The organism is Stenotrophomonas sp. YJH_SMC_106-19 (assembly GCF_059368375.1).
In genome coordinates this window covers 367,237-389,870 of sequence record NZ_JCAFRQ010000003.1, presented here as the reverse complement: position 1 = coordinate 389,870, position 22,634 = coordinate 367,237, and the positions used below count along the sequence as shown (strand labels likewise).

23 protein-coding genes are annotated in these 22,634 nt (G+C 67.6%); 9 read left to right on the top strand and 14 right to left on the bottom strand.

The genetic code is table 11. The features are described 5' to 3' along the window. Positions 1–7 precede the first annotated feature (7 nt). The 7 genes from AC5P5M_RS12550 to AC5P5M_RS12520 all read left to right on the top strand — a co-directional run bounded on the left by AC5P5M_RS12550 (position 8) and on the right by AC5P5M_RS12520 (position 6,779). Positions 8–340 carry a hypothetical protein gene (locus tag AC5P5M_RS12550; RefSeq protein ID WP_253118582.1) on the top strand — a complete coding sequence of 111 codons (333 nt, stop codon included), beginning with the start codon at positions 8–10 and terminating at the stop codon, positions 338–340. 78 nt (positions 341–418) lie between these two features. Next, positions 419–835, top strand: a complete 417-nt coding sequence (locus AC5P5M_RS12545; RefSeq protein WP_164152522.1) for a helix-turn-helix transcriptional regulator — start codon at positions 419–421, stop codon at positions 833–835. Beyond that, positions 832–1,488 carry a hydrolase gene (locus AC5P5M_RS12540; RefSeq protein ID WP_065175260.1) on the top strand — a complete coding sequence of 219 codons (657 nt, stop codon included), beginning with the start codon at positions 832–834 and terminating at the stop codon, positions 1,486–1,488. The genes AC5P5M_RS12545 and AC5P5M_RS12540 overlap by 4 nt, the downstream gene beginning before the upstream one ends. A 2-nt stretch (positions 1,489–1,490) precedes the next feature. Beyond that, entirely contained in the window at positions 1,491–1,910 is a 420-nt protein-coding gene (locus tag AC5P5M_RS12535; protein ID WP_065182957.1) for a DoxX family protein, read from the top strand. Positions 1,911–2,029: 119 nt separating this feature from the next. Beyond that, entirely contained in the window at positions 2,030–3,877 is a 1,848-nt protein-coding gene (locus AC5P5M_RS12530) for an amidohydrolase (protein WP_253118618.1), read from the top strand. Further along, positions 3,856–5,139, top strand: coding sequence for an alginate export family protein (locus AC5P5M_RS12525; protein ID WP_495205973.1), 1,284 nt, complete (start codon positions 3,856–3,858; stop codon positions 5,137–5,139). The genes AC5P5M_RS12530 and AC5P5M_RS12525 overlap by 22 nt, the downstream gene beginning before the upstream one ends. After that, a complete protein-coding gene (locus AC5P5M_RS12520) occupies positions 5,133–6,779 on the top strand; it encodes an MFS transporter (protein ID WP_065175256.1) in 1,647 nt (548 codons plus the stop codon). The genes AC5P5M_RS12525 and AC5P5M_RS12520 overlap by 7 nt, the downstream gene beginning before the upstream one ends. Before the next feature lie 105 nt (positions 6,780–6,884). Here the strand turns inward: AC5P5M_RS12520 and AC5P5M_RS12515 are convergent, their stop codons facing one another. Continuing rightward, positions 6,885–7,709, bottom strand: coding sequence for an alpha/beta fold hydrolase (locus AC5P5M_RS12515; protein ID WP_065175255.1), 825 nt, complete (start codon positions 7,707–7,709; stop codon positions 6,885–6,887). 187 nt (positions 7,710–7,896) lie between these two features. Between AC5P5M_RS12515 and AC5P5M_RS12510 the strand changes: the two genes are divergently transcribed. Then, complete coding sequence (locus tag AC5P5M_RS12510) at positions 7,897–8,295, top strand: DUF4124 domain-containing protein (protein ID WP_155761065.1); 399 nt, start codon at positions 7,897–7,899, stop codon at positions 8,293–8,295. Between the two features lie 70 nt (positions 8,296–8,365). On the opposite strand, the gene AC5P5M_RS12505 is transcribed toward AC5P5M_RS12510, so the two are convergent. The 13 genes from AC5P5M_RS12505 to AC5P5M_RS12445 form a co-directional block, all read right to left on the bottom strand. After that, on the bottom strand, positions 8,366–9,073 hold the full coding sequence (locus AC5P5M_RS12505) for a DUF2968 domain-containing protein (protein ID WP_065175254.1): 708 nt from the start codon (positions 9,071–9,073) through the stop codon (positions 8,366–8,368). 98 nt (positions 9,074–9,171) lie between these two features. Continuing rightward, positions 9,172–11,319, bottom strand: coding sequence for a TadG family pilus assembly protein (locus tag AC5P5M_RS12500; RefSeq protein WP_164152531.1), 2,148 nt, complete (start codon positions 11,317–11,319; stop codon positions 9,172–9,174). A gap of 8 nt (positions 11,320–11,327) precedes the next feature. Next, positions 11,328–11,783 carry a DUF3613 domain-containing protein gene (locus AC5P5M_RS12495; RefSeq protein WP_459062088.1) on the bottom strand — a complete coding sequence of 152 codons (456 nt, stop codon included), beginning with the start codon at positions 11,781–11,783 and terminating at the stop codon, positions 11,328–11,330. Next, complete coding sequence (locus tag AC5P5M_RS12490) at positions 11,780–12,655, bottom strand: tetratricopeptide repeat protein (protein WP_262100531.1); 876 nt, start codon at positions 12,653–12,655, stop codon at positions 11,780–11,782. Before AC5P5M_RS12490 ends, AC5P5M_RS12495 begins: the two co-directional genes overlap by 4 nt. Positions 12,656–12,660: 5 nt before the next feature. Then, the gene (locus tag AC5P5M_RS12485) at positions 12,661–13,590 is read right to left on the bottom strand and encodes a type II secretion system F family protein (protein WP_253118575.1); all 930 of its coding nucleotides are present in this window, start codon (positions 13,588–13,590) and stop codon (positions 12,661–12,663) included. 22 nt (positions 13,591–13,612) lie between these two features. Continuing rightward, positions 13,613–14,563, bottom strand: coding sequence for a type II secretion system F family protein (locus AC5P5M_RS12480; protein ID WP_322522645.1), 951 nt, complete (start codon positions 14,561–14,563; stop codon positions 13,613–13,615). Between the two features lie 2 nt (positions 14,564–14,565). Next, a complete protein-coding gene (locus AC5P5M_RS12475) occupies positions 14,566–15,915 on the bottom strand; it encodes a TadA family conjugal transfer-associated ATPase (RefSeq protein WP_065182946.1) in 1,350 nt (449 codons plus the stop codon). Further along, entirely contained in the window at positions 15,900–17,156 is a 1,257-nt protein-coding gene (locus AC5P5M_RS12470; RefSeq protein ID WP_065175248.1) for a CpaE/TadZ family protein, read from the bottom strand. The genes AC5P5M_RS12475 and AC5P5M_RS12470 overlap by 16 nt, the downstream gene beginning before the upstream one ends. Before the next feature lie 27 nt (positions 17,157–17,183). Beyond that, a complete protein-coding gene (locus AC5P5M_RS12465) occupies positions 17,184–18,542 on the bottom strand; it encodes a type II and III secretion system protein family protein (protein WP_111185926.1) in 1,359 nt (452 codons plus the stop codon). Between the two features lie 18 nt (positions 18,543–18,560). After that, complete coding sequence (gene cpaB, locus AC5P5M_RS12460) at positions 18,561–19,604, bottom strand: Flp pilus assembly protein CpaB (RefSeq protein ID WP_164152538.1); 1,044 nt, start codon at positions 19,602–19,604, stop codon at positions 18,561–18,563. Positions 19,605–19,623: 19 nt separating this feature from the next. Next, entirely contained in the window at positions 19,624–20,100 is a 477-nt protein-coding gene (locus AC5P5M_RS12455) for a TadE/TadG family type IV pilus assembly protein (protein WP_065182943.1), read from the bottom strand. Further along, entirely contained in the window at positions 20,097–20,642 is a 546-nt protein-coding gene (locus AC5P5M_RS12450; protein ID WP_065182942.1) for an A24 family peptidase, read from the bottom strand. Before AC5P5M_RS12450 ends, AC5P5M_RS12455 begins: the two co-directional genes overlap by 4 nt. Before the next feature lie 104 nt (positions 20,643–20,746). After that, entirely contained in the window at positions 20,747–20,926 is a 180-nt protein-coding gene (locus AC5P5M_RS12445; RefSeq protein WP_065175243.1) for a Flp family type IVb pilin, read from the bottom strand. Between the two features lie 690 nt (positions 20,927–21,616). On the opposite strand from AC5P5M_RS12445, the gene AC5P5M_RS12440 reads away from it, so the two are divergent. Continuing rightward, a complete protein-coding gene (locus AC5P5M_RS12440; RefSeq protein WP_065175242.1) occupies positions 21,617–22,597 on the top strand; it encodes an AraC family transcriptional regulator in 981 nt (326 codons plus the stop codon). Positions 22,598–22,634: the final 37 nt, after the last annotated feature.

The following is a 22,634-nucleotide window of genomic DNA, read 5'->3' as shown; positions in this document are numbered from 1 at the left end:
ACTCTCCATGCAGCGCCTGTTCGTGATGTTTCCTGACCGCGGTCCCGGCGCCGGCCTGTTGTGGCTGCGGCTGTGCGTGGTCGCAGCGCTGTGCGTGCGCCCGTCCGACGCGGGCTGGCTGACGGCTGCCTGCCTGATGGTCGCCCTGTCGCTGCTGCTGGGGGTGCTGACGCCGCTGTCTGCGCTGCTGGCCGTGCCGTGCCTGTTCTGGCAGTCCGTGCCGTGGGCCCTGGCGTTGCTGCCGTTGGCCCTGCTGGCACTTGGGCCGGGTGCCTACTCGCTGGACGCGCGGCTGTTCGGACGACGTGTGCTGGAGCGACGGTCTCCCCCATTCGGGTAGGTGCTGCCCTCGTCCGTCGGGGGTAGGGCATCGTGCCGGCGCCCCGCACCATGGGGCACCCCGTCGTGGCACCCCTCCATGGCTACCGTATCCAGCCCTGTTCCGACCGTCGCGGCGCTGCCGCCCCGGCAGGCTGCCGCTCTGCAGCGTGCGCTGCATTACATCGATGAACACCTGTCACAGCCGATGCGGGTCACCGAGCTGGCTGACGCGGCCTGCGTGAGCCGCTTCCATCTGGTGCGGCTGTTCCGCACCGGAACCGGCGCGAGCCCACTGCGCTACGTGCGCCGCCGCCGTATCGAGCGTGCCCGTCAGCTGCTGCCCGTCGTGCAACTGCCGATGTCCTGCCTGGCGCAGCAGCTGGGCTTCTTCGACCAGAGCCATTTCGTCCGCAGCTTCCGCGCGGAGACCGGCTGCAGCCCCGGCCAGTACCTGGCTGGAGATGCAGCCCTGTCCCTTCCCCCTGCCCTTGTTCGCAACGGAGTCCATCCATGAGCCTCGCTACCGCAATTCCTGCCAAAGGCCTGCTATCGCCCACCGATCACGCACTGGTCCTGATCGATTTCCAGTCGCAGATGGCATTTGCAACCCACACGATCGACATCTCGGCGCTGCGCAACAACGTCGCGCTGATCAGCAAGGGCGCGCAGGGTTTCAATGTGCCCGTGGTGCTGACCACGGTCGCGGAGACCTCGTTCTCCGGCCCGATGTTTCCGGAGCTGCCGGTGATCTTCCCCGGGCAGAAGGTGTTCGATCGCACCTCCATGAACACCTGGGAAGACCAGCCGGTGATCGATGAGATCAATCGCATCGGCAGGCGTCGCCTCGTAATGGCCGGGCTGTGGACCAGCGTGTGCATCGTGGGGCCTGCGCTGTCAGCGCTGGAGCAGGGTTTCCAGGTGTACGTGATCACCGACGCCTGCGGCGATGTCAGCGTGGAAGCACATGAGCGGGCGATCGCCCGCATGGTGCAGGCCGGTGCGGTGCCGATGACCAGCGTGCAGTACCTGCTGGAGCTGCAGCGCGACTGGGCGCGCGGCGAGACCTATGGCCTGACCACCGGAATCGCCCGTGATCATGCGGGCGGTTACGGCATCGGCATCCAGTACGCCAAGACCATGTTCGGCGCCCAGGAAGGCGGGCACTGACCATGGATCCGGGGCTCGACCTGGCGCTGCTGATCCTGCGCGTGGCGGCGGGCGGCTTCCTGCTGCCCCACGCGCTGGGCAAGCTGTTCGGCTGGTTCGGTGGCCCTGGCCTGAGCGGTTTCGCGGCCGAACTGCGTGGCTTCGGCCTGCCGTCGGCGGCGCCTCTGCCATTGCTGCTGGCCGGGCTGCAGGTGCTGTCCGGAATGGCCGTACTGCTGGGCTGGCAGACACGCATCGCTGCGCTGGCCGCAGCGGCGTTCATCGGCTTCACCGTGCTGCTGGCCGTGCCCAAGGGCTGGTTCTGGATGCGCGCCGGCGCCGAGTACCCCCTGATGTGGACCCTCGTCCTGCTGGCCATCGCGCTGGCCGGGCCGGGAGCCTGGGCGCTGGACAGCCCCGTATTTCCCGGAGACATCGCATGAACCATGAGCCACTCGATCCCGGCCGCCGCAGCGTCGTACTGGGCACCGGCGCTGCCGTGGCGCTGGGCCTTGCCGGACAGGCCGGCGCCGCCCTCGATTCCGCCCCCAAGGAGCGCCGCATGCACACACTGGTCATCCGCAACGCCCGCATCACCACGCTCGATCCACACCGTCCGCATGCACAGGCGCTGGCCGTACAGGAAGGGCGCATCATCGCCGTAGGCAGCGATGAAGAGATCATGCGTGGTTGGGGAGCCGAAGCCACGCTCATCGACGCACAGGGCAGGCGACTGGTGCCCGGCCTCAACGACAGTCACACCCACCTCATCCGTGGTGGCCTGAACTACAACCTGGAGCTGCGCTGGGACGGGCTGCGTTCGCTGGCCGATGCAATGGCCATGCTCAAGGCACAGGTCGATCGCACCCCGGCGCCGCAATGGGTGCGCGTGGTGGGGGGCTTCACCGCCGCCCAGTTCCACGAGAAGCGCCTGCCGACCCTGCAGGAGCTCAACCAGATCGCACCGGATACGCCGGTGTTCCTGCTGCACCTGTATGACCGCGCGCTGCTCAACGGGGCGGCGCTGCGTGCATGCGGCTACACCCGCGAAACGCCGGACCCGCCCGGTGGCCAGATCGTGCGCGATTCGCTGGGCAACCCCACCGGCCTGCTGCTGGCCAAGCCCAATGCGTTGATTCTGTATGCGACGCTCGCCAAGGGGCCACGCCTGCCGGTCGAATACCAGGCCAACTCCACCCGTCACTTCATGCGCGAGTTGAACCGGCTCGGCATCACCTCGGTGATCGATGCCGGGGGAGGCTTCCAGAACTATCCCGAGGACTACCAGGTCATCGAGCAGCTGCACCGCGACGACCAGCTGACCGTGCGTATCGCCTACAACCTGTTCACGCAGAACAAAGGCAAGGAAGTGGATGACTTCCGTGGCTGGAGTGAGATCCTGCAGCCCCGCCAGGGCGATGATCTGCTGCGCCACAACGGCGCCGGCGAGATGCTGGTGTTCTCGGCAGCGGACTTCGAGCTGTTCAGCGAACCACGCCCCGAGCTGCCGCCGGAACTGGAGCCGGAGCTGCATAATGTGGTGAAGCTGCTGGTGCAGAAGCGCTGGCCGTTCCGCATCCACGCGACCTATGACGAGAGCATCGGCCGCATCCTCGATGTCTATGAGCAGGTCAACCGCGAAGTACCGTTCGATGGACTGCACTGGTTCATCGATCACGCCGAGACCATCACCCCGCGCAACATCGAGCGGATCCGGGCACTGGGTGGAGGCATTGCCGTACAGCACCGCATGGCCTACCAGGGCGAAGCGTTCGTCGAACGCTATGGCGTGCAGGCGGCACGGCACACGCCGCCGGTGAAGCGCATGCTGGCCGAAGGCGTGCCGGTCGGCGCGGGCACCGACGCCACCCGCGTGGCCAGCTACAACCCCTGGGTCGCGCTGTCGTGGCTGGTCACCGGGCGCACCGTCGGCGGCCTGGCGCTGTATGGGGAGGAGAACCTGCTGGAGCGCGAGCAGGCCTTGCGCCTGTGGACGCAGGGCAGCGCATGGTTCTCCGGCGATGAAGCGGTGAAGGGCACCTTGAGGGAAGGCCAGTTGGCCGATTTCATCCTGCTCTCGGCCGATTTCTTCCGCGTCGAAGATGCCCGCATCGCCGACATCACCAGCGTGCTTACCGTGGTCGGTGGCCGCATCGTGCATGCCGGCGAAGACTATGCCGGACTGGCGCCGCAGCTGCCGCCGGCGATGCCGGACTGGTCGCCGGTCAACCGGTTCGGGGGGTATCACGTGGGCGGCGCGGCCACCGGCCTGGCGATGGCGCATCACCATCACCATGGTGCGGCCTGCAGGACCCACGGTGCACACGACCATGCCGCGCGCCACGCAGCACCCAGCAATGATCTGACCGCATTCTGGGGTGCGATGGGATGCTCGTGCTTCGCATTCTGAGCCTCGCCCTGCTGGCCGCGCCGTCCCTTGCGCTCGCCTGCGAGGGGGGCTACTGCAGCGATGCCGCTGATGGCACGTTGCAGTGGGATGCCTCGATGCGTCTGCGCGGCATGTACTACGACCCGACCCGCTTCGGTATCGGCGGCGGCGAGGATGGCTACGGCCTGCTTCGCGCATTGGCGTCGGCCACCTACGGTAAACGCGACTGGAAGGCGATGCTGCAGCTGGGCGTGCACGGCGAGCGTGGGAGGGCCGGTGGACCTGGCAGGACCGATCGGGGTGCGCTGGACGTGCAGCAGGCGTACTGGCGCTGGCAGCGCGGCGGCCTGCGTGTGCAGCTCGGGCGGCAGGAGGCGGGCCATGGCAGCTCGCGCCTGCTGTCGGTGCGCGACGGGCCGAATATCCGCCTGGCCTTCGATGGTGCCAGGGTCGGATGGCAGGGCGGACTGGGCGTGCTGGAACTGATGGCACTGCGTCCGGTGGAGAACCGGCCGGGTGCGTTCGATGACCGTGGCGAACGCGGTGCGCATCTGTGGGGTGCCTATGCAACCACGGCGCCAGGCCAGGGTCCGGGCCAGTGGGACCTCTATCTGCTGGACTATCGCCGGGAGGACGCCCGCTTCGCGGCAGGCGCCGGCATCGAGCGCCGGCAGACTCTCGGGGCGCGCTGGTTCGGCCAGGCCGGATCGTTGGACTGGAACAGCGAGCTGGTCGTGCAGGGCGGTGAGCTGCGGACCACCAGCGAGCAGCTTGATATCCGCGCGTGGACGCTGGCCACCGATACCGGTTGGCGTTGGCCGCAACTGCCCTTGCAGCCACGGCTGGGACTGAAGGCCGACATCGCCAGTGGTGATGGCCGCCCGAACGACGCCCGGCTGGGCACCTTCAATGCCCTGTTCCCGAAATCGGCCTACTTCAGCGAAGCCAGCCTGCTGGCGCCGGCGAACCTGATGGACGTGCAGCCAACCCTCACACTGCGGTTGCACGAATCCGTCACCACTGAACTGGGCATGCAGATGGCCTGGAAGCACCGCCGCGCCGATGCGGTGTACACCACGCCCGCACCGCTGGTGGCGTTGCCCGGCAGCGCAGGCGGCGCGCGCAGGATCGGCCGCCAGTACAAATCCGAAACCCGCTGGCAGGCCAGTGCACACTGGCAGTGGCAGCTGCAGCTGGCCTGGGTCGATGCCGGTCCTGCGCTGACGCAGGCCGGTGGGCAGGACACGTTGTTCGCCTCGATCGTTGGAGCATGGCAATGGTGAATGCACGCACATCGCAACCTCCCGCACCGGCCGCAGGTGCCTGGTCCCCGCTGAAGATCCGCATGTTCCGCTCGATCTGGCTGGCGATCCTGGCCAGCAACATCGGTACGTGGGTCAATGACGTGGCCGCGGCCTGGGTGATGGCCGAACGCACAGGATCACCGTTGATGGTGGCCCTGGTGCAGTCAGCCACAACCGTACCGATCGTGCTGCTGGCACTGGCCGCAGGAACCCTGGCCGACATCGTCGATCGCCGCACGTACCTGCTGGCCACCCAGGGATGGATGCTGGCAGTGGCGGCCTTGATGGCGGTGCTGACCTCGCTCGGCATGCTGACGCCGCAGCTGCTGGTGCTGCTCACGTTCTGCATGGGATGTGGCGCGGCGATGGCGATGCCGGCGCAGGCAGCGATCGTCTCCGAGCTGGTTCCGCAGCCGATGCTGCCGTCGGCAGTGGCGCTGAATTCGATCGGCATCAACATCGCCCGTTCGATCGGGCCTGCTGTCGGTGGCCTCATCGTCGCCCAGCTGGGAGCCGTGTGGGCCTTTGGCTTCAATGCCATCACCTTCGCTGCGATGCTGTTCGTGGTCTGGGGCTGGAAGCGTGACCCGAAGGCATCGAGCCTGCCGCCGGAAGGCTTCGGTGCCGGACTGAAGGCCGGACTACGCTATGCCAGCCGCGCCGGGCGTCTGCAGGCAGTGCTGATCAAATCGGTCGGCTTTTTCTTCTTCGCTGCGGCGATGAACGCATTGTTGCCGGTGGTAGTGCGAGGGCAGATGCATGGCGGTGCAGGGCAGTACGGCATGCTGCTGGGCTGCATCGGCATCGGCGCGGTTGCCGGGGCGCTGCTGCTGCCTAGATTGCGCGCACAGCTGGACCGCGATCTGCTGGTGTTGCTGGCGACGCTGGCGCTGGCACTGAGCTTGGTTGGACTGGCGCTGACCCGCAGCTGGTACCTGCTGCCGGTGGTGATGCTGGTGAACGGTTTTGCCTGGATCACGGTGCTGTCCTCGTTGCAGATCGCCGCACAGACGGCGGTTCCGGCGTGGGTGAGGGCACGAGCGCTGGCGCTGTACATCATGGTGTTCTCGGCAGGCATGGCCGCCGGCGGCCTATGCTGGGGCGCGCTGGCGCAGCGAACATCGCCGGAACTGGCGCTGCTGGTTGCGGCAGCAGGCGCGGTCATCGGCGGGCTGCTGGTGTGGAGGGTGCGAATCGCTGGCACCGAAGATCTCAACCTGCGCCCTGCGGGTCATTGGCCGGCGCCGGAACTGTCGGTGCCGGTCTCCAACGATCGCGGGCCGGTGCTGGTGACGATCGAATACCGCATCGATGCCGCCGACCGTGCATCGTTCCAGGCGCAGATGCGCGCGCTGGGCACGGTCCGGCGCCGCGACGGTGCGGTGGTGTGGGGCGTGGTCGAAGATGTGGCGAGCCCGGGCATCCATCTGGAGTATTTCGTGACCCCGTCCTGGCTGGAGCACCTGCGCCAGCACGAACGCATCACGGCCGACGACAAGGCGATCCAGGAAGTGCTGCGTGCCCTGCACCGTGGTGAACGCGCGCCGGTGGTACGTCATTTCGTCGGCGGGCATGACCCGTTGCCCACGGCGGTACCGCACCATCACAGCGATATCTGACAGGTAGCGCCGGGCCATGCCCGGCGGATTCTGGATACGTTCGCCGGGCAATACCCGTCGCTACCCCGCAGGAGCGGCGGCGCAGTGGGGCGCCGCCGCGGGACATCATTTGCGGGCGAACGCCAGCAGGTCGGCGTTGAAGCGATCGGCATGGGTGACGGTCAGGCCGTGCGGCGCGCCGGGGTAGACCGTCAGTTCGGCGTCCTTGATGATCTGCGAGGACAGCTTGGCCGACGCATCGAAGGGGACGATCTGGTCGTCGTCACCGTGCACGACCCATGCCGGCACGTCGATCTTCTGCAGATCTGCGGTGTAGTCGACTTCCGAGAATTCATGGATGCAGTCGTACTGGCCCTTCACACCGCCCAGCATGCCCTGCAGCCAGAACGAATCGCGCATGCCCTGGGTGACCGTGTTGCCGTCACGGTTGGCGCCGAAGAAGGGCGTGGCCAGGTCCTGGAAGAACTGCGAACGATCACCGCCGGTGCCCTTGCGGATGCCGTCGAAGACCTCCAGTGGCGTTCCGGCCGGGTTGCCCGCGGTCTTCAGCATCAGTGGCGGTACCGCACCGACCAGCACCACCTTCGCCACGCGCGCGCTGCCATGGCGGCCGATGTAGTGGGCCACCTCGCCACCACCGGTGGAGTGGCCGACCAGGATGGCGTCCTTCAGGTCCAATGCGTCGATCACCGCGGCCAGGTCGTCGGCGTAGGTGTCCATGTCGTTGCCGTCCCAGGTTTGGCTGGAACGACCGTGGCTGCGCCGGTCGTGGGCGATCACGCGGAAGCCGTTCTGGCCCATGAACAGCATCTGCGGGTCCCAGGCGTCTGAGGACAGTGGCCAGCCGTGCGCGAAAACGACCGGTTGCCCGGTGCCCCAGTCCTTGTAGAAGATGCGGGCGCCGTCGTTGACGGTGATGTAGTTGCTCATTGCGGTTTCCTTGGCGGAAGGGAAGGACGGCGGCGGCGAAGGTGGCCGTCGCCTGTGGCAGTACAGCGCAGAGGCGATGCAGTGGCTTGCACGGCTGTGCTGGATGAGCACGGATGTGACGCGGATCGCTCTGGCGCGCGGCGCTCGCCGTACCGACCATGAGTGCTGGTCGTGGGAGGGGGTGAAGATGAGGACTCTGCCGGAATGGGGGCTGCTGGCCATGCTGCTGGCGACATCCGCAGCGGCGCAGACCCAGGTCTACAAGTGCACGGACGGCGGGCGTGCGCTGTACCAGCAGACGCCTTGCCAGGGGCAGGCGGAGTGGCGCTGGGAAGTGCCCGCCGAGCAGTCGCTGCCGCGCGGCAGTGCGCCGCTCACCGCCGAGGCAACCCCCACGGGTAACGGTGGACGCAGGCCGACGCGGCGATCGGGCCGTGCACAGGGGGCGTTGATTCCGATCAGTGCGGATGCTGCGGCCTGTGCACGGGCGCGCAGGATGCGCACGGAGGCGCTGGCCAGAACGCGCCGGGCGGATTTCGTCCAGCGCAGGCAGTGGGACGATGCCGTGTTCGAGGCCTGCCGCTGAAACGGGTCGCAATCAGGCCAAAAACGACAACGGCGCCGTTCGGCGCCGCTGTCGGGTTCTGTCGGGGGATTCAGCGAACGTCGCTGGCCGCTGCCGGCGCGGGTGTGCTGTCCGGCTTCGGCAGGCTCAATTCGGGGTTGCCCTGTTCGGCCTGCAGGATCTGGATGCGGCGCTGCAGGGCGTCCAGCTGGCTGTTGGTGCTCTGCACATCGGTGCTCAGGCTGACGGCCTGCTGCTGGGCCTGCTGCAGTGACGCGCTGACCTGGGCCGACTGCGCCTGCTGCTGCTCCATTTCCTGCTGCAGGGTACGCAGGCGCTCTTCGTTGTAGGCCACCAGGCGCTCGGTATAGCGCTTGCCGGCTTCCAGGCGGGTGGTATCGATGTAGACCTGCGCGAGCTGTTCGGTCTGCTGCACGAACGTGCGATAGACGCGCTCGGCGTTGTCGACGGCATCGGTCTTGATGACGCGCCAGAAGTTCTTTTCCTGGAACAGGGCGACGTAGTAGGTCAGGGTACTGGCATTGAAAAGCAGGCTGGCGCCGTAGTTGCCGTTGTACGTGGTACGCAGTTCGGTCAGCTGGCGTGCGTCCATCAACTGCTTGAGCTCGTCCACCGTGTTGCGTACCACGGGTGCGCTGCTGCGTACCGGTTCGGCTGCGGCTTCGCGGCTGCTGCGCGCCGCCAGTGCGGACGGTGCCGCCAGCAGCATGGCCACGGCCAGCAGTGCCGCGCCGCGCGCGTGGCGGGCGAAGACGGTGCCCCCTGAAGTTTCTCGCATGTCTGGACCATCCACGGATGAGTGTGGGTTGAGATGGAAGTGTTCCCCGCCCGGGAGTCTAGCATGCGCGGCGGCGGCGCCAAGGGCGCCGGCCCGGCTCAGAACACAAGCTGTGCGCCATTGCACTGGATGGACTGGACGTTGACATCGGTGCGGCCCAGCTCCAGCCCCAGCAGGCTGGCCAGGGTCGTGCTCAGCAGGGAGCCGACGGTGTTGAGTACCGGCTTGAGCGCGGCCAGCACCGGGTTCAGCACGGTGCATAGCACACCGCTGCAGGACACGTTGTTGCCGGGCGCGGTGACACCGCCGCCGGCCGCCGCGTCGAGGAAGCCGTCCGGGGCGGTCTGGATGTACGAGGCCAGATTGGTGCGGACGCAGCCGTTGTAGTCGATCAGGTTGCCCAGCAGGCTGTCGCAGCGGTTGATGAGCAGCCCGCCGACCAGTGAGCCGAGCAGCCCGTCGAGCAGACCCAGGCCCTGTCCCGTCACGGTGGCGCGGTAGCCTGCCCAGACCGAGCCATCTTCCCAGCAGGTGCCCAGCCCGATCAGGCAGGGTTTTGGCACGCCCTTCTTGACCGTCCAGTTGCCCAGCGGTGCCAGGTTGCGCGACGGGTCGCCGTCGCGCAGCAGGGGAATGAGCTGGTCGACGTTGTAGCGGCCGCCCGAGGGGAACGCTGCCTGCAGGTAGCGGTCGGCCAGTGCCTTGGCCGTGTCGTTGGCATTCATGCCCTGTGCCGGCGAGCTCAGCATGCCCGACAGGACACGCAGCAGCTCGTTGACCAAGTGCGAGACCGCGTCACCGACGGCCAGGGGATTGATCCGGGTGGTGCCGGTCTGGCCGGCGGCCAGGGTCAGGCTCTGCGTGCCGGTCAGCGCCGGCAGGGTGATCTTGTCGTTGATCAGCGGCCGTCCCAGCAGTGTCAGCAGTTGTTCGTTCTGCAAGGTGGCGTCGCAGACATTGCTCTTGGAGAAACGGTCGGCGGCATTGACCTTGCCGACGCACGCGCGCAGTACCGAGGAGTCCACCTGGATGGTGGCGGTGGGCGGTGCCGCGCTGCACTGGATGCTGGTCAGTGTTCCCATCGCGTTGGCCACGTCCACATGCAATGGCAGGTGCAGGCGCGTGCCCAGCAGGTTGAGCAGTGGCCCCACCCCGAACAGGCGGTCGCTGTCGACGTCGACCATCAGCCGGACCTGTGCGTTGTAGGCCCGCGAACCGACACCGCCGATGGCGATCGACGGCGGTTCGACAACACCTGCCTTGATATCCATGCCGAGCAGGTTGAGGTTCGGCACCGCTACGCCATTGCCATCATTGGCGATGGAGATGGCTGCATTGACCAGGTCAAGCACGTTGATCTGCGACTGCAGCGCACTGCCCACCGTGCCGTCGGGAGAGATCACCTCGGCGAACAGTCCGCCGCCGCCGTTCTGGCTGCCCAGCGCGATATTGACCCGATTGATGTCAAGGCGGGTGGCCACCAGGTCCGACAGCGCACGCAGCTGCACGCCTGCGGTGGTGCTGCGGCCGACCACCGTGGCGGTGGCGTCCACCAGCCGTGCCAGTGAAACCTGGTTCAACGACAGCAGGCGATTGAAGTCGGCCACGCTGAGATTGGCGGTGACCGGAATGCCGAGCGCATTGAGCAGGCCTGACGGTGTGATGTTGGCCTGCGCCAGTCCGTCGTACGACAGCACCGTGGCGTTGGTGACGTCCAGCCCTACCAGGCGCAGGGTGCCCATCAAGGGCGAGTTGCCGTTCGTGCGCAGCAGCTGCGAACCCACCGCGAACACCGCCGTCGGCTCCGAGCGGCGCGCCACGGCCTGCACGGTGATGGTCGGCAGGCTCTCGTTCTGGCCGAAGAACGGCAGCACGCTGCGGGTCGCAACCACCCGCACCGCATTGCGCGGATTGCTGGCGTCGACCGTCTCGCTGAAGCGGTTGCCTCCGCGTGCGGCGCTCCAGTTGCCGCAGCGGACCTGCACCGTGCCCGGGAACTGGTTCTGCGTGAGTGCGCTCTGCCGCGCGGCGCTGTTGTCGCCGTTGTTCGATGTACACAGCTCAAGTCGCTGTGCACCTGCCAGCGCCGCCAGGTCCACGACCTTCTGCGCATCGCGCTTGGCCCAGAACAGGAAGCCGACCTCGATCAGACCCAGCATGGCCACCAGTGCCAGCATCACCAGCATCATGGTGACGGACATGCCGCCGCGCGGGCGGTGGAAACGGGGCTGGCGAGAGCGGTTCATGGCATGCCTCAGCGTCCGGAGTTGGAGGTGCTCTTGGAACTGCCGACATCCGTGTCGAAGAAGGCGGGGATGTCCTGCTCGAAACTCTTCAGGTAGCGCGCGTAGCTGGCGGTGGCCTGGTCGCCGAGGATCGGCAGCCGCGCGCCCGCCTGTTGCCCGGACGCCTGCAGCTGGAACAGCTGGCGCGTGGCATCACCGACCTCGTTGCGCCGTGGCGCAGCCGGTGCGGCGGCCACCGGAGCAGGAGGCGCGGGCGGCATCGCCGGGGGCGGCGCAGGCGCCGCGAGGTCGACGGTTGCCAGTGCTTCGGCCTGCTGTGGGGCGACGGCCGGGCCGGCGGCCGGGCCGCCTCCCAGCATCTGGCCGGTCAGCGGCGCCTGTGGCGCCTGTGCGTGGGCTCCCGTGGCAAGCAGGCAGCAGGTGACCGCAGGCAGCAGGCGTCGGATCAGGGTCATGGCGGTCATGGCGTGTTCTCGGTCGGGTGGTCGGACGTGCCGAAGCGCTCCAGCATCGACGGCGGCAGACGGGAGGGATCGCGATCGCGGGCGTCACGGCGTGTTTCGGCCGCCAGCCGGCTGCTGGCGGGGGCGGTAGCGTTGGTCGGCGCGGTGGTGATCCGTGCCGCGCTGCTGGCCGCCGCCTGCGCCTGGCGCTGCTGCAGCCGGCTGCGGATCTGCTGGGCCTGCTGCTGGATGCTGCGCCGGGTGTCTTCGTTGAGGTTGGCCTGCGCAGCCAGGCGTTCGGCCGTGGCGTTGTCGCCGCGCAGGACCGCCCACAGCGCCAGGTTGGCGGTCGCCTTGGCGTTGCCCGGTGACAGTTCCAGTGCTTTGGCCAGCGGCTCGCGGGCCTGGTCGAAGCGGCCGGCACGCAGACGCGCATACCCCAGGTCACCCAGATAATCGGTATTCAACGGCTGCAGCTGGGTGGCGCGGGCCAGCGACAGTTCGCTGCCGGCCTCGTCATCGCGATGCGCGGCGATCAGGCCCAGGCCATGTGCCGCGGCGGCGGCCTGCGGCCCGCTGCTGAGTTCGCGGTACAGCGCGGCCGCGGCGTCGGTCTGGCCGGTCTCGCGCAGTGCATTGGCCTGCAGCAGGCGCAGCGCCGGAGGATCGCCGTAGCGCTGGCGGAATGCATCCACATGCGCCAGCGAGGCGTACCAGGCCCCTTGCAGCTGCATGCGCTCGATCAGCTCAAGGTAGGCATTGCGGCTGTCCTGCGGCGCGGGCCCGGGCTCGGCCAGGGTGGGCGCGCGCAGGTACTTCGGGGTGGACGAGGCGCATCCCGCGACGGCAGTGGCAAGAGCAAACAACAGACAGGCGTGGCGCAGAGCAGGCATGACGGTCATCCCATGTTCGACAGGGTTTTGGCCAGCGCGACCAGCGCAGGCCCGGCCAGCACCAGCATCAGTGCAGGCAGCAGGGTCAGCATCATCACCACGGTCATCTTCACCGAGAGCTTGCCGACCTTCTCTTTCAGAGCATTGCGGCGCTGTTCGCGCAGCCGGATGCTGAACTGGCGCAGCGGCTCCTGCACCGCGCCGCCGTGGGCGTGCACCTGCAGGATCAACTGCACCAGGCTGGACAGGTCGTCATCGCCGTAGACATCGCTGAGCCGGCGCAGCGACTGGGCGCGAGTGCGTCCATGGGTGTAGGCGACGTTCGCCTCCTGGATCTCGCCACCGAGCACCGGCAGTGCGTCGCGCAGCTTGTCGCCCAGGGTCTGCAGGCTCTGATCCATGCTGAAGCCAACCCCCTGCAGCAGGCGCAGCAGGTCGATCAGCAGCGGCAACTCGTTGTTGACGGCGCGCCGCCGCCGTTTGACCCACGCGGCCAGCACGAACTTGGGCAGCAGCAGGCCGGCGGCGAGCGCGCCGACGATCACCATGATCCGGGCCAGGCCGGTGGCATCGCTCACGGCCAGGGTCAGCGCCAGCACCATTACTGCCAGCAGAAGGCGCAGGCCCAGATAGATCGCCGTGCCGCGACGGGTGTTCCAGCCGGCCAGATCAAGCAGCAGGCGATCCTCGCCTGCCAGCAGCGCGGCTTCCAGGCGCCCGCCGCTGAGCGTCCGTCCGAAGCGCTCCAGCCAGCCCAGTGAATCCCTGCGGGCCGCGTCCTCGTCGGCGATCGGGTCACGTGGCTGCAATGCGGTCTTCAGCGTTGCCGCACTGCGGTCCTCGCGATGGCTGCGGACCCAGCCACCCACACCGAGCAGGGCGACGCCGGCGGCCAGGACCAGCAGGGCCAGTGCGAACCAGGCAGTTGCGCTCATCGGGAACCTCCGCTGCGGATGCTCATAGCGACTTGGCCAGGCGATACAGCAGGAAACCACCGAGCAGTTCCAGGCCCAGGGCGATCAGCAGGATCTTGTGACCGAGCGGATCGTGCAGGACGGGCTGGAAGAACTCGGGGCTGGAGATCGCCATCAGTACCGCGCTGGCGGGCGGAAGCAGTCCCAGCACCCAGGCCGACATGCGGGTCTCGGACGTGGTGGCTGACAGCTCCTGCTGGGCCTGCTCCAGGTCGCGCATGAAATCGCCCATGCGCTGCAGGATCTGATCGGCGCGGCCGCCGATGCGGACGCTGACGCCCATCACCACGGCCAGCACCTTCAGCACCTCCATCCGATAGGGCTGCGCGGCGAGGTTCAGTGCGCGGTCCAGGTCCATGCCGCCCCGTGCGTATCGCACCGTGGTGTCCAGCAGCTCACGCAGCGGCGGCGTCGCCTGCTGCGACGCGACCTGGAAGGCCGACTGCAGGCTGTTGCCGAGCGCGGTCAGGCGGACCAGGTTGTCGAGGAAGTCCGGCAGCTGATGCAGCAGCTTGGCCTGCAGCTTGGCGGTGCGGCGCATGATCCACAACCAGCAGCCCAGCAGGTACAGCAGCAGCGTCAACGGCAGCATCCATGCCGTTCCCAGCCGCAGCATCGCGAACAGCGAGAGGGCCAGGCCAGGCACCAGCAGCATCAGCGGCACCTTCCAGCCGGTGGCGAGGCCCGCGCGTTGCAGCAGGCCATTCCAGGGCAGCGCGCGACGGCCAGCTGCTGCCGGCAGCGGCCGCGGCCCATCGTTGGCCGCAGCCGCGTTGCTGCCCGGGCCCGCGCTGCCACGTGCCAGCTGCTGTTCGGCATGCTGCAAGGAGGCCTGCCGCTGTTCGCGGCTGTTGGCGGTGCCCCACAGCCATACCGCCAGCGCCAGCAGCACCGACACGATGCTCAATACGCCCAGCAGCAGGCCAGTCCCCATGTTCAGTAGTCTCCGTAGAGGGATTCGCGCAACAGTTGGCGGAACGGCTCGAGCTTGTGCGAGTGCGGCTGGAAGCCCAGCCCGATCCAGCGGTCGGTCTCCTTGCCACTGCCGTCGATCTGCACTTCGTGGCGGAACATCTCCTGGGTGGTGATCAGGTTGTCGCTGACGCCGGTGATCTCGGTGATCGATACCAGCACGCGCCGGCCACTGCCGAGGCGCGAGATCTGCACGATGAAATCGATCGCGCTGGCGATCTGCCGGCGCAGGCTGTCTTCGCTGCCCTGGAACCCGGCGAAGCCGGCCAGCATCTCGATGCGATAGAGACAGTCGCGTGGCGAGTTGGCATGGATGGTGGCCATCGAGCCGTCGTGGCCGGTGTTCATCGCCTGCAGCATCTCCAGCACTTCCGCGCCGCGCACCTCGCCGACCACGATGCGGTCGGGGCGCATGCGCAGGCTGTTGCGCACCAGGTCACGGATGCTGACGGCGCCCTGTCCCTCCGCACCACCGATGCGGCTCTCCAGGCGCACCACATGCGGATGATTGAGCGAGAGCTCGGCGGTGTCCTCGACGGTGATCACGCGCTCGGTGGGTGGCACGTAGCTGGCCAGGGCGTTCAGCAGCGAGGTCTTGCCCGAGCTGGTGCCGCCGGAGACCAGGATGTTGCAGCGACCCAGCACCATCGCCTTCAGCAGCGCCTGCATCGGCGCATCGAAGGTGCCCTTGGCCAGCAGTTCATCGGGCGTGAACGGGTCCTTGCGGAACTTGCGGATGGAGACCATCGGTCCGTCCACCGCCAGCGGCGAGATGATCGCATTGAGGCGGCCGCCGTTGGGCAGGCGCGCATCCACCATCGGGTTGGAGTCGTCCAGGCGCCGGCCAAGTGGCGCGAGGATGCGGCGCAGGATGCGCAGCAGATGGGTGTCGTCGGTGAAGCGCTGGGTTGCGCGCTTGAGCTGTCCGCCCTGCGAGACATGCACATCCTTGAAGCCATTGATCAAGATGTCTTCGATGGTGGGATCATGCAGCAGGTCGTCCAGCGGGCCGAAGCCGGTCAGCTCCTTGACCAGGCCCTCGGCCACCACCTGCATCTCCTCTTCATTGATCGGGATGCGCCACTCCTGGATGAAACCCACGGTCTGCACCTGCACCCAGCGCGCGATCGTGTCCGGAGCCCAGGAATCGATATCGATGCGCTCGTCCTCGATGCTGTTGAGCAGGTGCTCATGTGCCGCGGACAGCACCTTCTGGTACTGCTCGGTCTCTGCGAACGGCAGATTGCCCGCAACGTGGTCAGGCACGGTGTGGCGGGCGACGGCGTGCGGAAACGGGGTTACTTTGTCTTCCATTGCGATCCACCCAGGGCAAGGGCAAGTCTTTCCCGCAGGCCGTGCGTCTGGACCGGGCATGCAGCCGGATCCAGGCGTTGGACGAGCGGGGCGAGGGCACGCAGGTACGGATCACGCGGCGCGTCCTGCAGCAGCAGGTGGCCGTGGCTGGCGGAGGCACGTACGCGTGGTCGTTCGGGGAGCGTGGCCAGCAGTGGAAGCTCGAACCGTCGGGCGATCTGCTCCGGGCTCATGCCGCTGCTGTCGTCATGGCGGTTGATCACCAGTTGCAGGCGCTTCTCCCGTTCGCGCTGGCCGGACAGATGCTTGAGCGCATGGTCAAGCGAGACCAGAGTGGCAATCGAAGCGTCCGCGACCAGCCAGATCTCGTCGGCCTGGTCCAGCAGCAGCGGTGGCAGTTGACGCAGCGGGCAGCCGCCGGCGTCGCACAGCACGCTGGCAAACACGCCGCGCAGCCGCTGCAGCAGGGCGCCCGGATCGGACGGCGGAAGCGCATCGCTGCCGCTGGCGCGGTCGAGCAGGACAAGTCCGCTGTCATGGCGCGCCATTGCAGTGCGCGCCAGGGTGGCGTCGATGCGGCTGGCATTGCGCAGTGCGTCTTCGTAGTGGAAGCGGCTGTCCAGATTGAGGTAGAGCGCCAGATCGCCTGCCGGCTGCGCCAGTTCCAGCAGCAGACCGTCCTGGGTGCTGGCCTCGCCTTGCGCCAGTGCATGGGTCTGTTGTGCAAGCACGGCCAGATGCGCGGCCAGTGTGCTGGTGCCGACCCCGGCACGTACGCCCAGCAGCAGGATCAACCGCGCCTTGTGCGGCTGGTGTGCGGCAGCGGCGGGCCGGGGCGAGAGCGCGCGGCGCAGCGCGGCCTCGATGCCGGTGTTGTCGCTGTCCAGGTCGAGCACATCGCGCAGGCCGGCGCGCAGCGCCATCACCACGCCTTCGACCTGCCCGGCACTGGTGGCGCCAACGGCGACCAGCGCAAGGTCCGGCTGGGTCTGCTGCAGCTGCTGCGCCAGCACGGTCGAGGCGGCGGCGTGCTCGGGGCGGAAGTCGAGCAGTACCAGATTCTGCGGACCGCGTTGCAGGTCCTGCGCGGATGTCGGCTCACCGCTGTCCTGCCAGTGCAGGGTGGTGGCAGGCGGCAGCTTGGCCGCCAGCCGCGGCAGCAGTTCGCGATCCATCCCGTACAGGACCAGGTTCATCGGCGGTCCTTGCGGATGCAGCGGCTGGGCAGTGGCGTAGGGCATGGGCGTGGTATCGCAGGCATCATGGATTCAACGTGAGAAACCGGGCACCGGGTCCTGGCTGACCGGACCCAGCAGCCAGGAACCCCACTCAGGCAGGTTGGGCCGGGCCTCGCGCTCGCCTGGCAGTGCCAGCTCGGCATTGCGGGCGAGGGGCTGCACCAGCCGTGGCGTGACGATGATCACCAGTTCCTTGTCCTGGCGCTTGTAGTCGAAATCGCGGAAGAACGAGCCGATGATCGGCAGGTCGCCCAGCAGCGGGATCTTGTTCACCGTGGAGGCGACCGTCGAGCTGACGAGACCGCCGATCACGAAGCTCTCGCCATCGCCCAGCTCCACCGTGGTATCGGCACGGCGGGTGCTGATCGAGGGAATCTGCACACCGTTGAGGGAAATGGCGTTGGTGTAGTCGAGGTCGCTGGCTTCCGGCGCCACCTTCAGGGCGATGCGGTTGGGCGCGAGCACGGTCGGGGTGACGGTCAGGCCGATGCCGAACGGCTTGTAGGTGATGGTGGTGGTCCCCAGGCCCTGGGGTTCGAGGATCGGCAGTTCACCACCGGCGAGGAAGCTGGCGCTCTGGCCGGACAGCGCGACCAGGGTCGGCTCGGCCAGCACCCGGGCCATGCCATTGGACTGCAGCAGATCGAGGTCCGCATTCCACAGGCCCTTCGTCGAGCCGAACACCAGGCGGAAGGCCGACGAGATGGGCGATTCCGATTCGTTGCTGGAATTGCCCTCCTGCATGCCGGGCAGCACGCCGGTGTTGCCCGGCAGGATGCCGCCCGGACGAGCGAAGCCATAGGCAAAACCGCCGTTGCGGTTCTGGAAGCTGATGCCGACCTGTTTCAGCGCGGTCTTGTTGAACTCGACCACCTTCACCTCGACCTGGACCACACCGCCGCTGGCGATGGTGGAGGCATCGGCCAGCTGGCCATCCTTGCCCAACGCCATCGCGGCCGCCTTCTGTTCCTGCATGTGCGAGAGCGCACTGTCGGTGCTTCCCTGCAGCAGGCCCTGCTGGTCCTGCTGGGTGAACACCAGGCCGCTGGAACCCGCATCGGCCGCCCCCTGCACCGCGCTCTGCACGCGGACCTGCACGCGCTGTGGCTCCGACTGCTTGCGGTGCCACAGCAGCAGGGTGGTGGTGCCGGGGGCCTTGCCGACCAGCAGCGCCTGGCGCTGGCCTCGCAGCATCACGATATCGGCGACGCCCGGATCGGCGATGGCCACCCGTTCCAGGTCCGCGGGCAGTGTCCATGGCCGCTGTTCGCGGGCCTGCAGCACCAGGTCGTCAGCAGCCACGCTGGTCGCAGGCGCCAGCAGCACCAGCAGCAGAGCGAGCCAGCGCTGGCGGGAGGAGGGGCGTGGACTCTGGCGACGTTCGGTCATGGAAGCTCTCGGTGCAGGTCAAAGGGAGCCGCGGGGCGCAGAACCATCGCCGCGGATGATCTCGATTCCGGATGCGCGCGGTGCGCTGCGGCGGGCGGCGGGGGGCTGTGCCGGGGCGTCGTTCACCGTGCGTGCGCGTGCGTTGCTGCGACCGGCCAGGGCATCGCCATCGATGCCGGCGAAGGCGTGGTTCTCGGGGCGCTGCAACGCCAGCTGCTGTTCCGCGTCCAGGCCACGCAGCGGGTCGATCACACCCCGCGCCTGCGGGAACAGGGCCAGGTCGGGCTGGCCGGCGTCGGCGGGATTGCGCAGCGCGAGGTAGAGCTTGCCCTGCTGCGCGCCCAGCAGCAGCCGGTTGGCATCGGCCACCGGCACCGCCAGCACGGCGCTGCGGGCCGGCTGGGCTGCGTCACCGCTACTGCCGCCACCGCTGCTGGCGTTGCTGGTGATATCCGCCGCGCGCGGGTCTGCACGGTTGCTGGTATCGGCGCTGGCATTCGTGCTGCCCGTGTTCGGGGCGATGTCCTGCTGGCCATAACTGAGCACGCGCAGGCGCGACAGCAGAAGGCGGGTCTGTGCGGCGTCGGGTGCCGCGTTGTAGCTGGCAGGTTCGCTGCGCAGGTTGAGGAACACATCGACGAAATCGCCCGGCAGGATACGGTTGCCGGCACCGACCAGTTCATCCACCGGCACCGCCAGTGCACGCTCGCCGGGCCGCAGCTGCAGCGAGAAGCCCTGGGCCAGCACTGCGTCGCTGATGGTGCTGCCTTCGGCGATGTCCTGCACCGGCACCTTGCCGACCACGGCGGCCAGGTCGGCGGCGGCACCCGGCACGGCTGCGCTTCGACGCGCCAGGCGCACGCCATTGGCTGTGATCGGTTCACCGGCCGGCAGCCGGGCGATGGCCTCGACCACCGTAATGGCCTGTGCGTCGGCGTGAACGACCGGAGCCGCGCTTTCCGTCGAAGGGGCGGGCCTGCGGCCGATCACGAATGCGATCAGCGCCAGCAGCACCGCGAGTGCGATCAGAGCGATGGCGGCGATGCGGGTCAACTTGAGCATGGAACCGTCTCCTGTACCGTCAGTTGCCGGAGCCGAGGTCGAGCTGGGCGACCGCGACGCTGCGGATGGGGGCCTGCATCACCCAGCCGTAAAGCGTGGCGGTGCCGGGGAAGAAAGGGTGGGCGGCGTAGTCGTAGCGGACGGTGACCGTCATGCACTGCGCGGTCGCCATGCCCGCGCAGGGTGCCTGCGCCGAGACCTGGATCGGACCGGTGCCGCCGGCGCTGCAGTCAGGGTTCTGCCTGGAGAACTGCAGCAGCCATTGCATCGACTGGCGTGCTGCGACGCACGCGGCGGTGCGTCGTTCGTTGGCGGTTCCGAAGCGGAGCGATGCGCGCGCGCCTTCGGCAGCGGCCGTTGCAAGCGTCTGCTGGGCAGCCATGATCAGCACGCCGGAAAAAGTGAACAGCAGCAGCGGCACCAGGCCGAGAATCATCATCAGCGCGTATTCGACGGCAACCACGCCACGCTGGCGCCGGGGACCGAGGGTGTTCATGCGAGACCTCCGTAGGTCGTGGCCAGGAGCCAGCCGATCGCCGCCAATGCGAGGTAGGCCGCATAGGGAATGCCGCGGCGCCCCTGGCGGGCAGCCTCCATTCCGCGCAATGCGGGGTGTGTCTGCCATTGCTCGCTGGCGCGCGATACCTGCAGCTGCACGCGCATCGGCAGGTGCATGCCCAGCTGACGCCCGAGCAGGATCGCCACTGCGTGGGCGCCGGCGGCAAGGCTGGCCACTACCCATATCGGCAGCAAGGCATGCCATCCCAGCAGCAGGCCGAGCACGGCAAAGAATTTCACGTCGCCTGCGCCCATCCAGCGTAGTGCGTAGAAGGGCAGGAGCGCGAGCAAGCCGGCAACGGCACCGAGCAGGTGCGCCGGCCATGGCAGTCGTGGCTCACCAAATTGCCCGGCGACGAGCAGAGGTATTGCGAGTGCGCACGCAGCCAGCAGCCAGGCATTGGGCACCCGGCGGGCATACAGATCGCTGATCGCGATCCGCAGGCACACACCGATGGCCAATAGTCCCAGCAGTGTCATCGCACTCCCCTTCGTCCGTCACTGGACCGTCTGCAACCGCATCCCGGCCTGCGGCCACCGTGGTCGCGGATGGCGCGACCAGCGGTGGTGCGTCCGCAGGTCGCTCAGGTGGTTGCTTCGGTGGCGATTGCCGAAAGGCGGGTGAACAGCGTGGTGAAGAATTCCGTGATCTGGGTGCGGCCCACGGCAATCAGGATGCCGGCGATCACAGCGGCCAGCAGCCCGTACTCGAGTGCGGTCACGCCATCTTCTTCTTTCAGGAACTTGCGGATGGAAGCGTTCATGACGGTTGTCTCCCTCTACCTGTCAATGGCAACAAGACACCTGCATCGGCCGGTTGCCCGACTCCGTCGGGACCGTCCATGGACCTCTGCCATCCTGGCGGAGGTGGCAATGCGGGACTGTCCCGCATCGCTAAAGCAGGGTGATCTCCGCCAGGGAGTGCAGCGACCGCGCATGTGCGACCGCGCGGCACCAGGCCGGTGGTCGCAACGTCATCGAGCAGCGCGTGCATCGTCATGCTGTCCCCTGGGTGTGACCGCATCGGAGCGGTTCGATCACCGTGATACCGACTTTGCCTGAATGGCGGCCGGGTGCAACCGGAACCTATATGCAAATTCGGCAGGAATCTCTTATTCCTGATAATCGGTTGCTTATTCTGTGATGAAGCGCCGCTCCCAGGCGTAACGATTCATCGTGATGTTAATAATGTGACCCGGGTTAACGCATGCGAGAATCGTGCCACTGGCGCCCACATTTCCTTCACGCCGGGCGCGGGTTGCTGTATTCCCGTGCGACCTGTTTACCTGCGTGGATTATCGGGCATACTCGTATTCAAGGTTTGGTACTTTCAAGGTGGAGCCGGCCAGTGGCCGCATCCATCACGGCAACGGATGATGCTCTTGGAAACCGCGCGCACCTGTAGGGCAGTGGGGGTTGCGGCGGGCAGCTGACCAACGGGGGACGACACTGTCATGGTTGATGGTGGGGTGGTTGACAGCGACGACGGCGAGCTCCGGTCGATCGACCTGGCCACGCTGAGCGGTGTGCTTCGCGTATGCGATGTGGAACTGTTGCTGCTCGACGGCAATGGTCCGCGCGCGGCGTTCGCTTCGCGCGTGCATGAGGAAGCCCTGTTCTGCAGCATCAGCTGCGGATTCCATTGCCGTGGCCGCTTCATGCTGCCGCCGGACTGGGCGATGCTGGGGTATCTGCAGGCCACCGACGAGGCGGTGAGCTGGTGCCATGGCGTACCGCTGGCGGCCGGGATGGCGTTGACCGTGCTTCCCGAAGGCATCAGTGAATTCACCCTCAGCCCCGGTACCCGCTTGACCCTGATGCTGGTGCCGGTATCCCGAGTGCAGCGCAAGTTGACCGAACTGAGCCTGCGCAGCACACCGCCGGCGGGACAGGCGCTCTCGCTGTTCAATCTGTCCGGTGATGATGCCCCGCTGGCGCTGCATTACCAGCAGCTGCACCAGCAGCTGGGGCAGGGTGCCAGCCTGCAGCCGGAGGAAACCGAGCGGCTGCTGCATGAGCACATCCAGGCCCTGCTGGGTGCCGGTGCCGTCGATCGCCCGGGGTGCAGCCGCGCACGGCGTACGCATTACCTGATCGCCCAGCGCGCCGAGAATTTCATGCGGCTCAACCTGCGTCGCAATATATATATGAATGAAATCTGCGACGCCGCCGGTGTCAGCGAGCGTGGCCTGCGCTATGCATTTGAAGATCTGTTCGGTACGTCGCCCAACCGTTATCTGTCCATGCTGCGCCTGTGTGCAGCCTGCCGCAGCCTGTCGATGGCCGACTCCAGCAGGCGTTCGGTCAAGGCGATCGCGCTGAGCTGTGGCCTGTGGGATCTCTCCCGCTTTGCCGACAATTACCGGAAGGTGTTCGGTGAACTTCCGCGGGATACCCTGATGCGTGCACCCGCGCAGTTGGGCCAACCGGCCTGAGTCTGCCCCACAGGGGCTTTGACGGCATTGCTGCCGG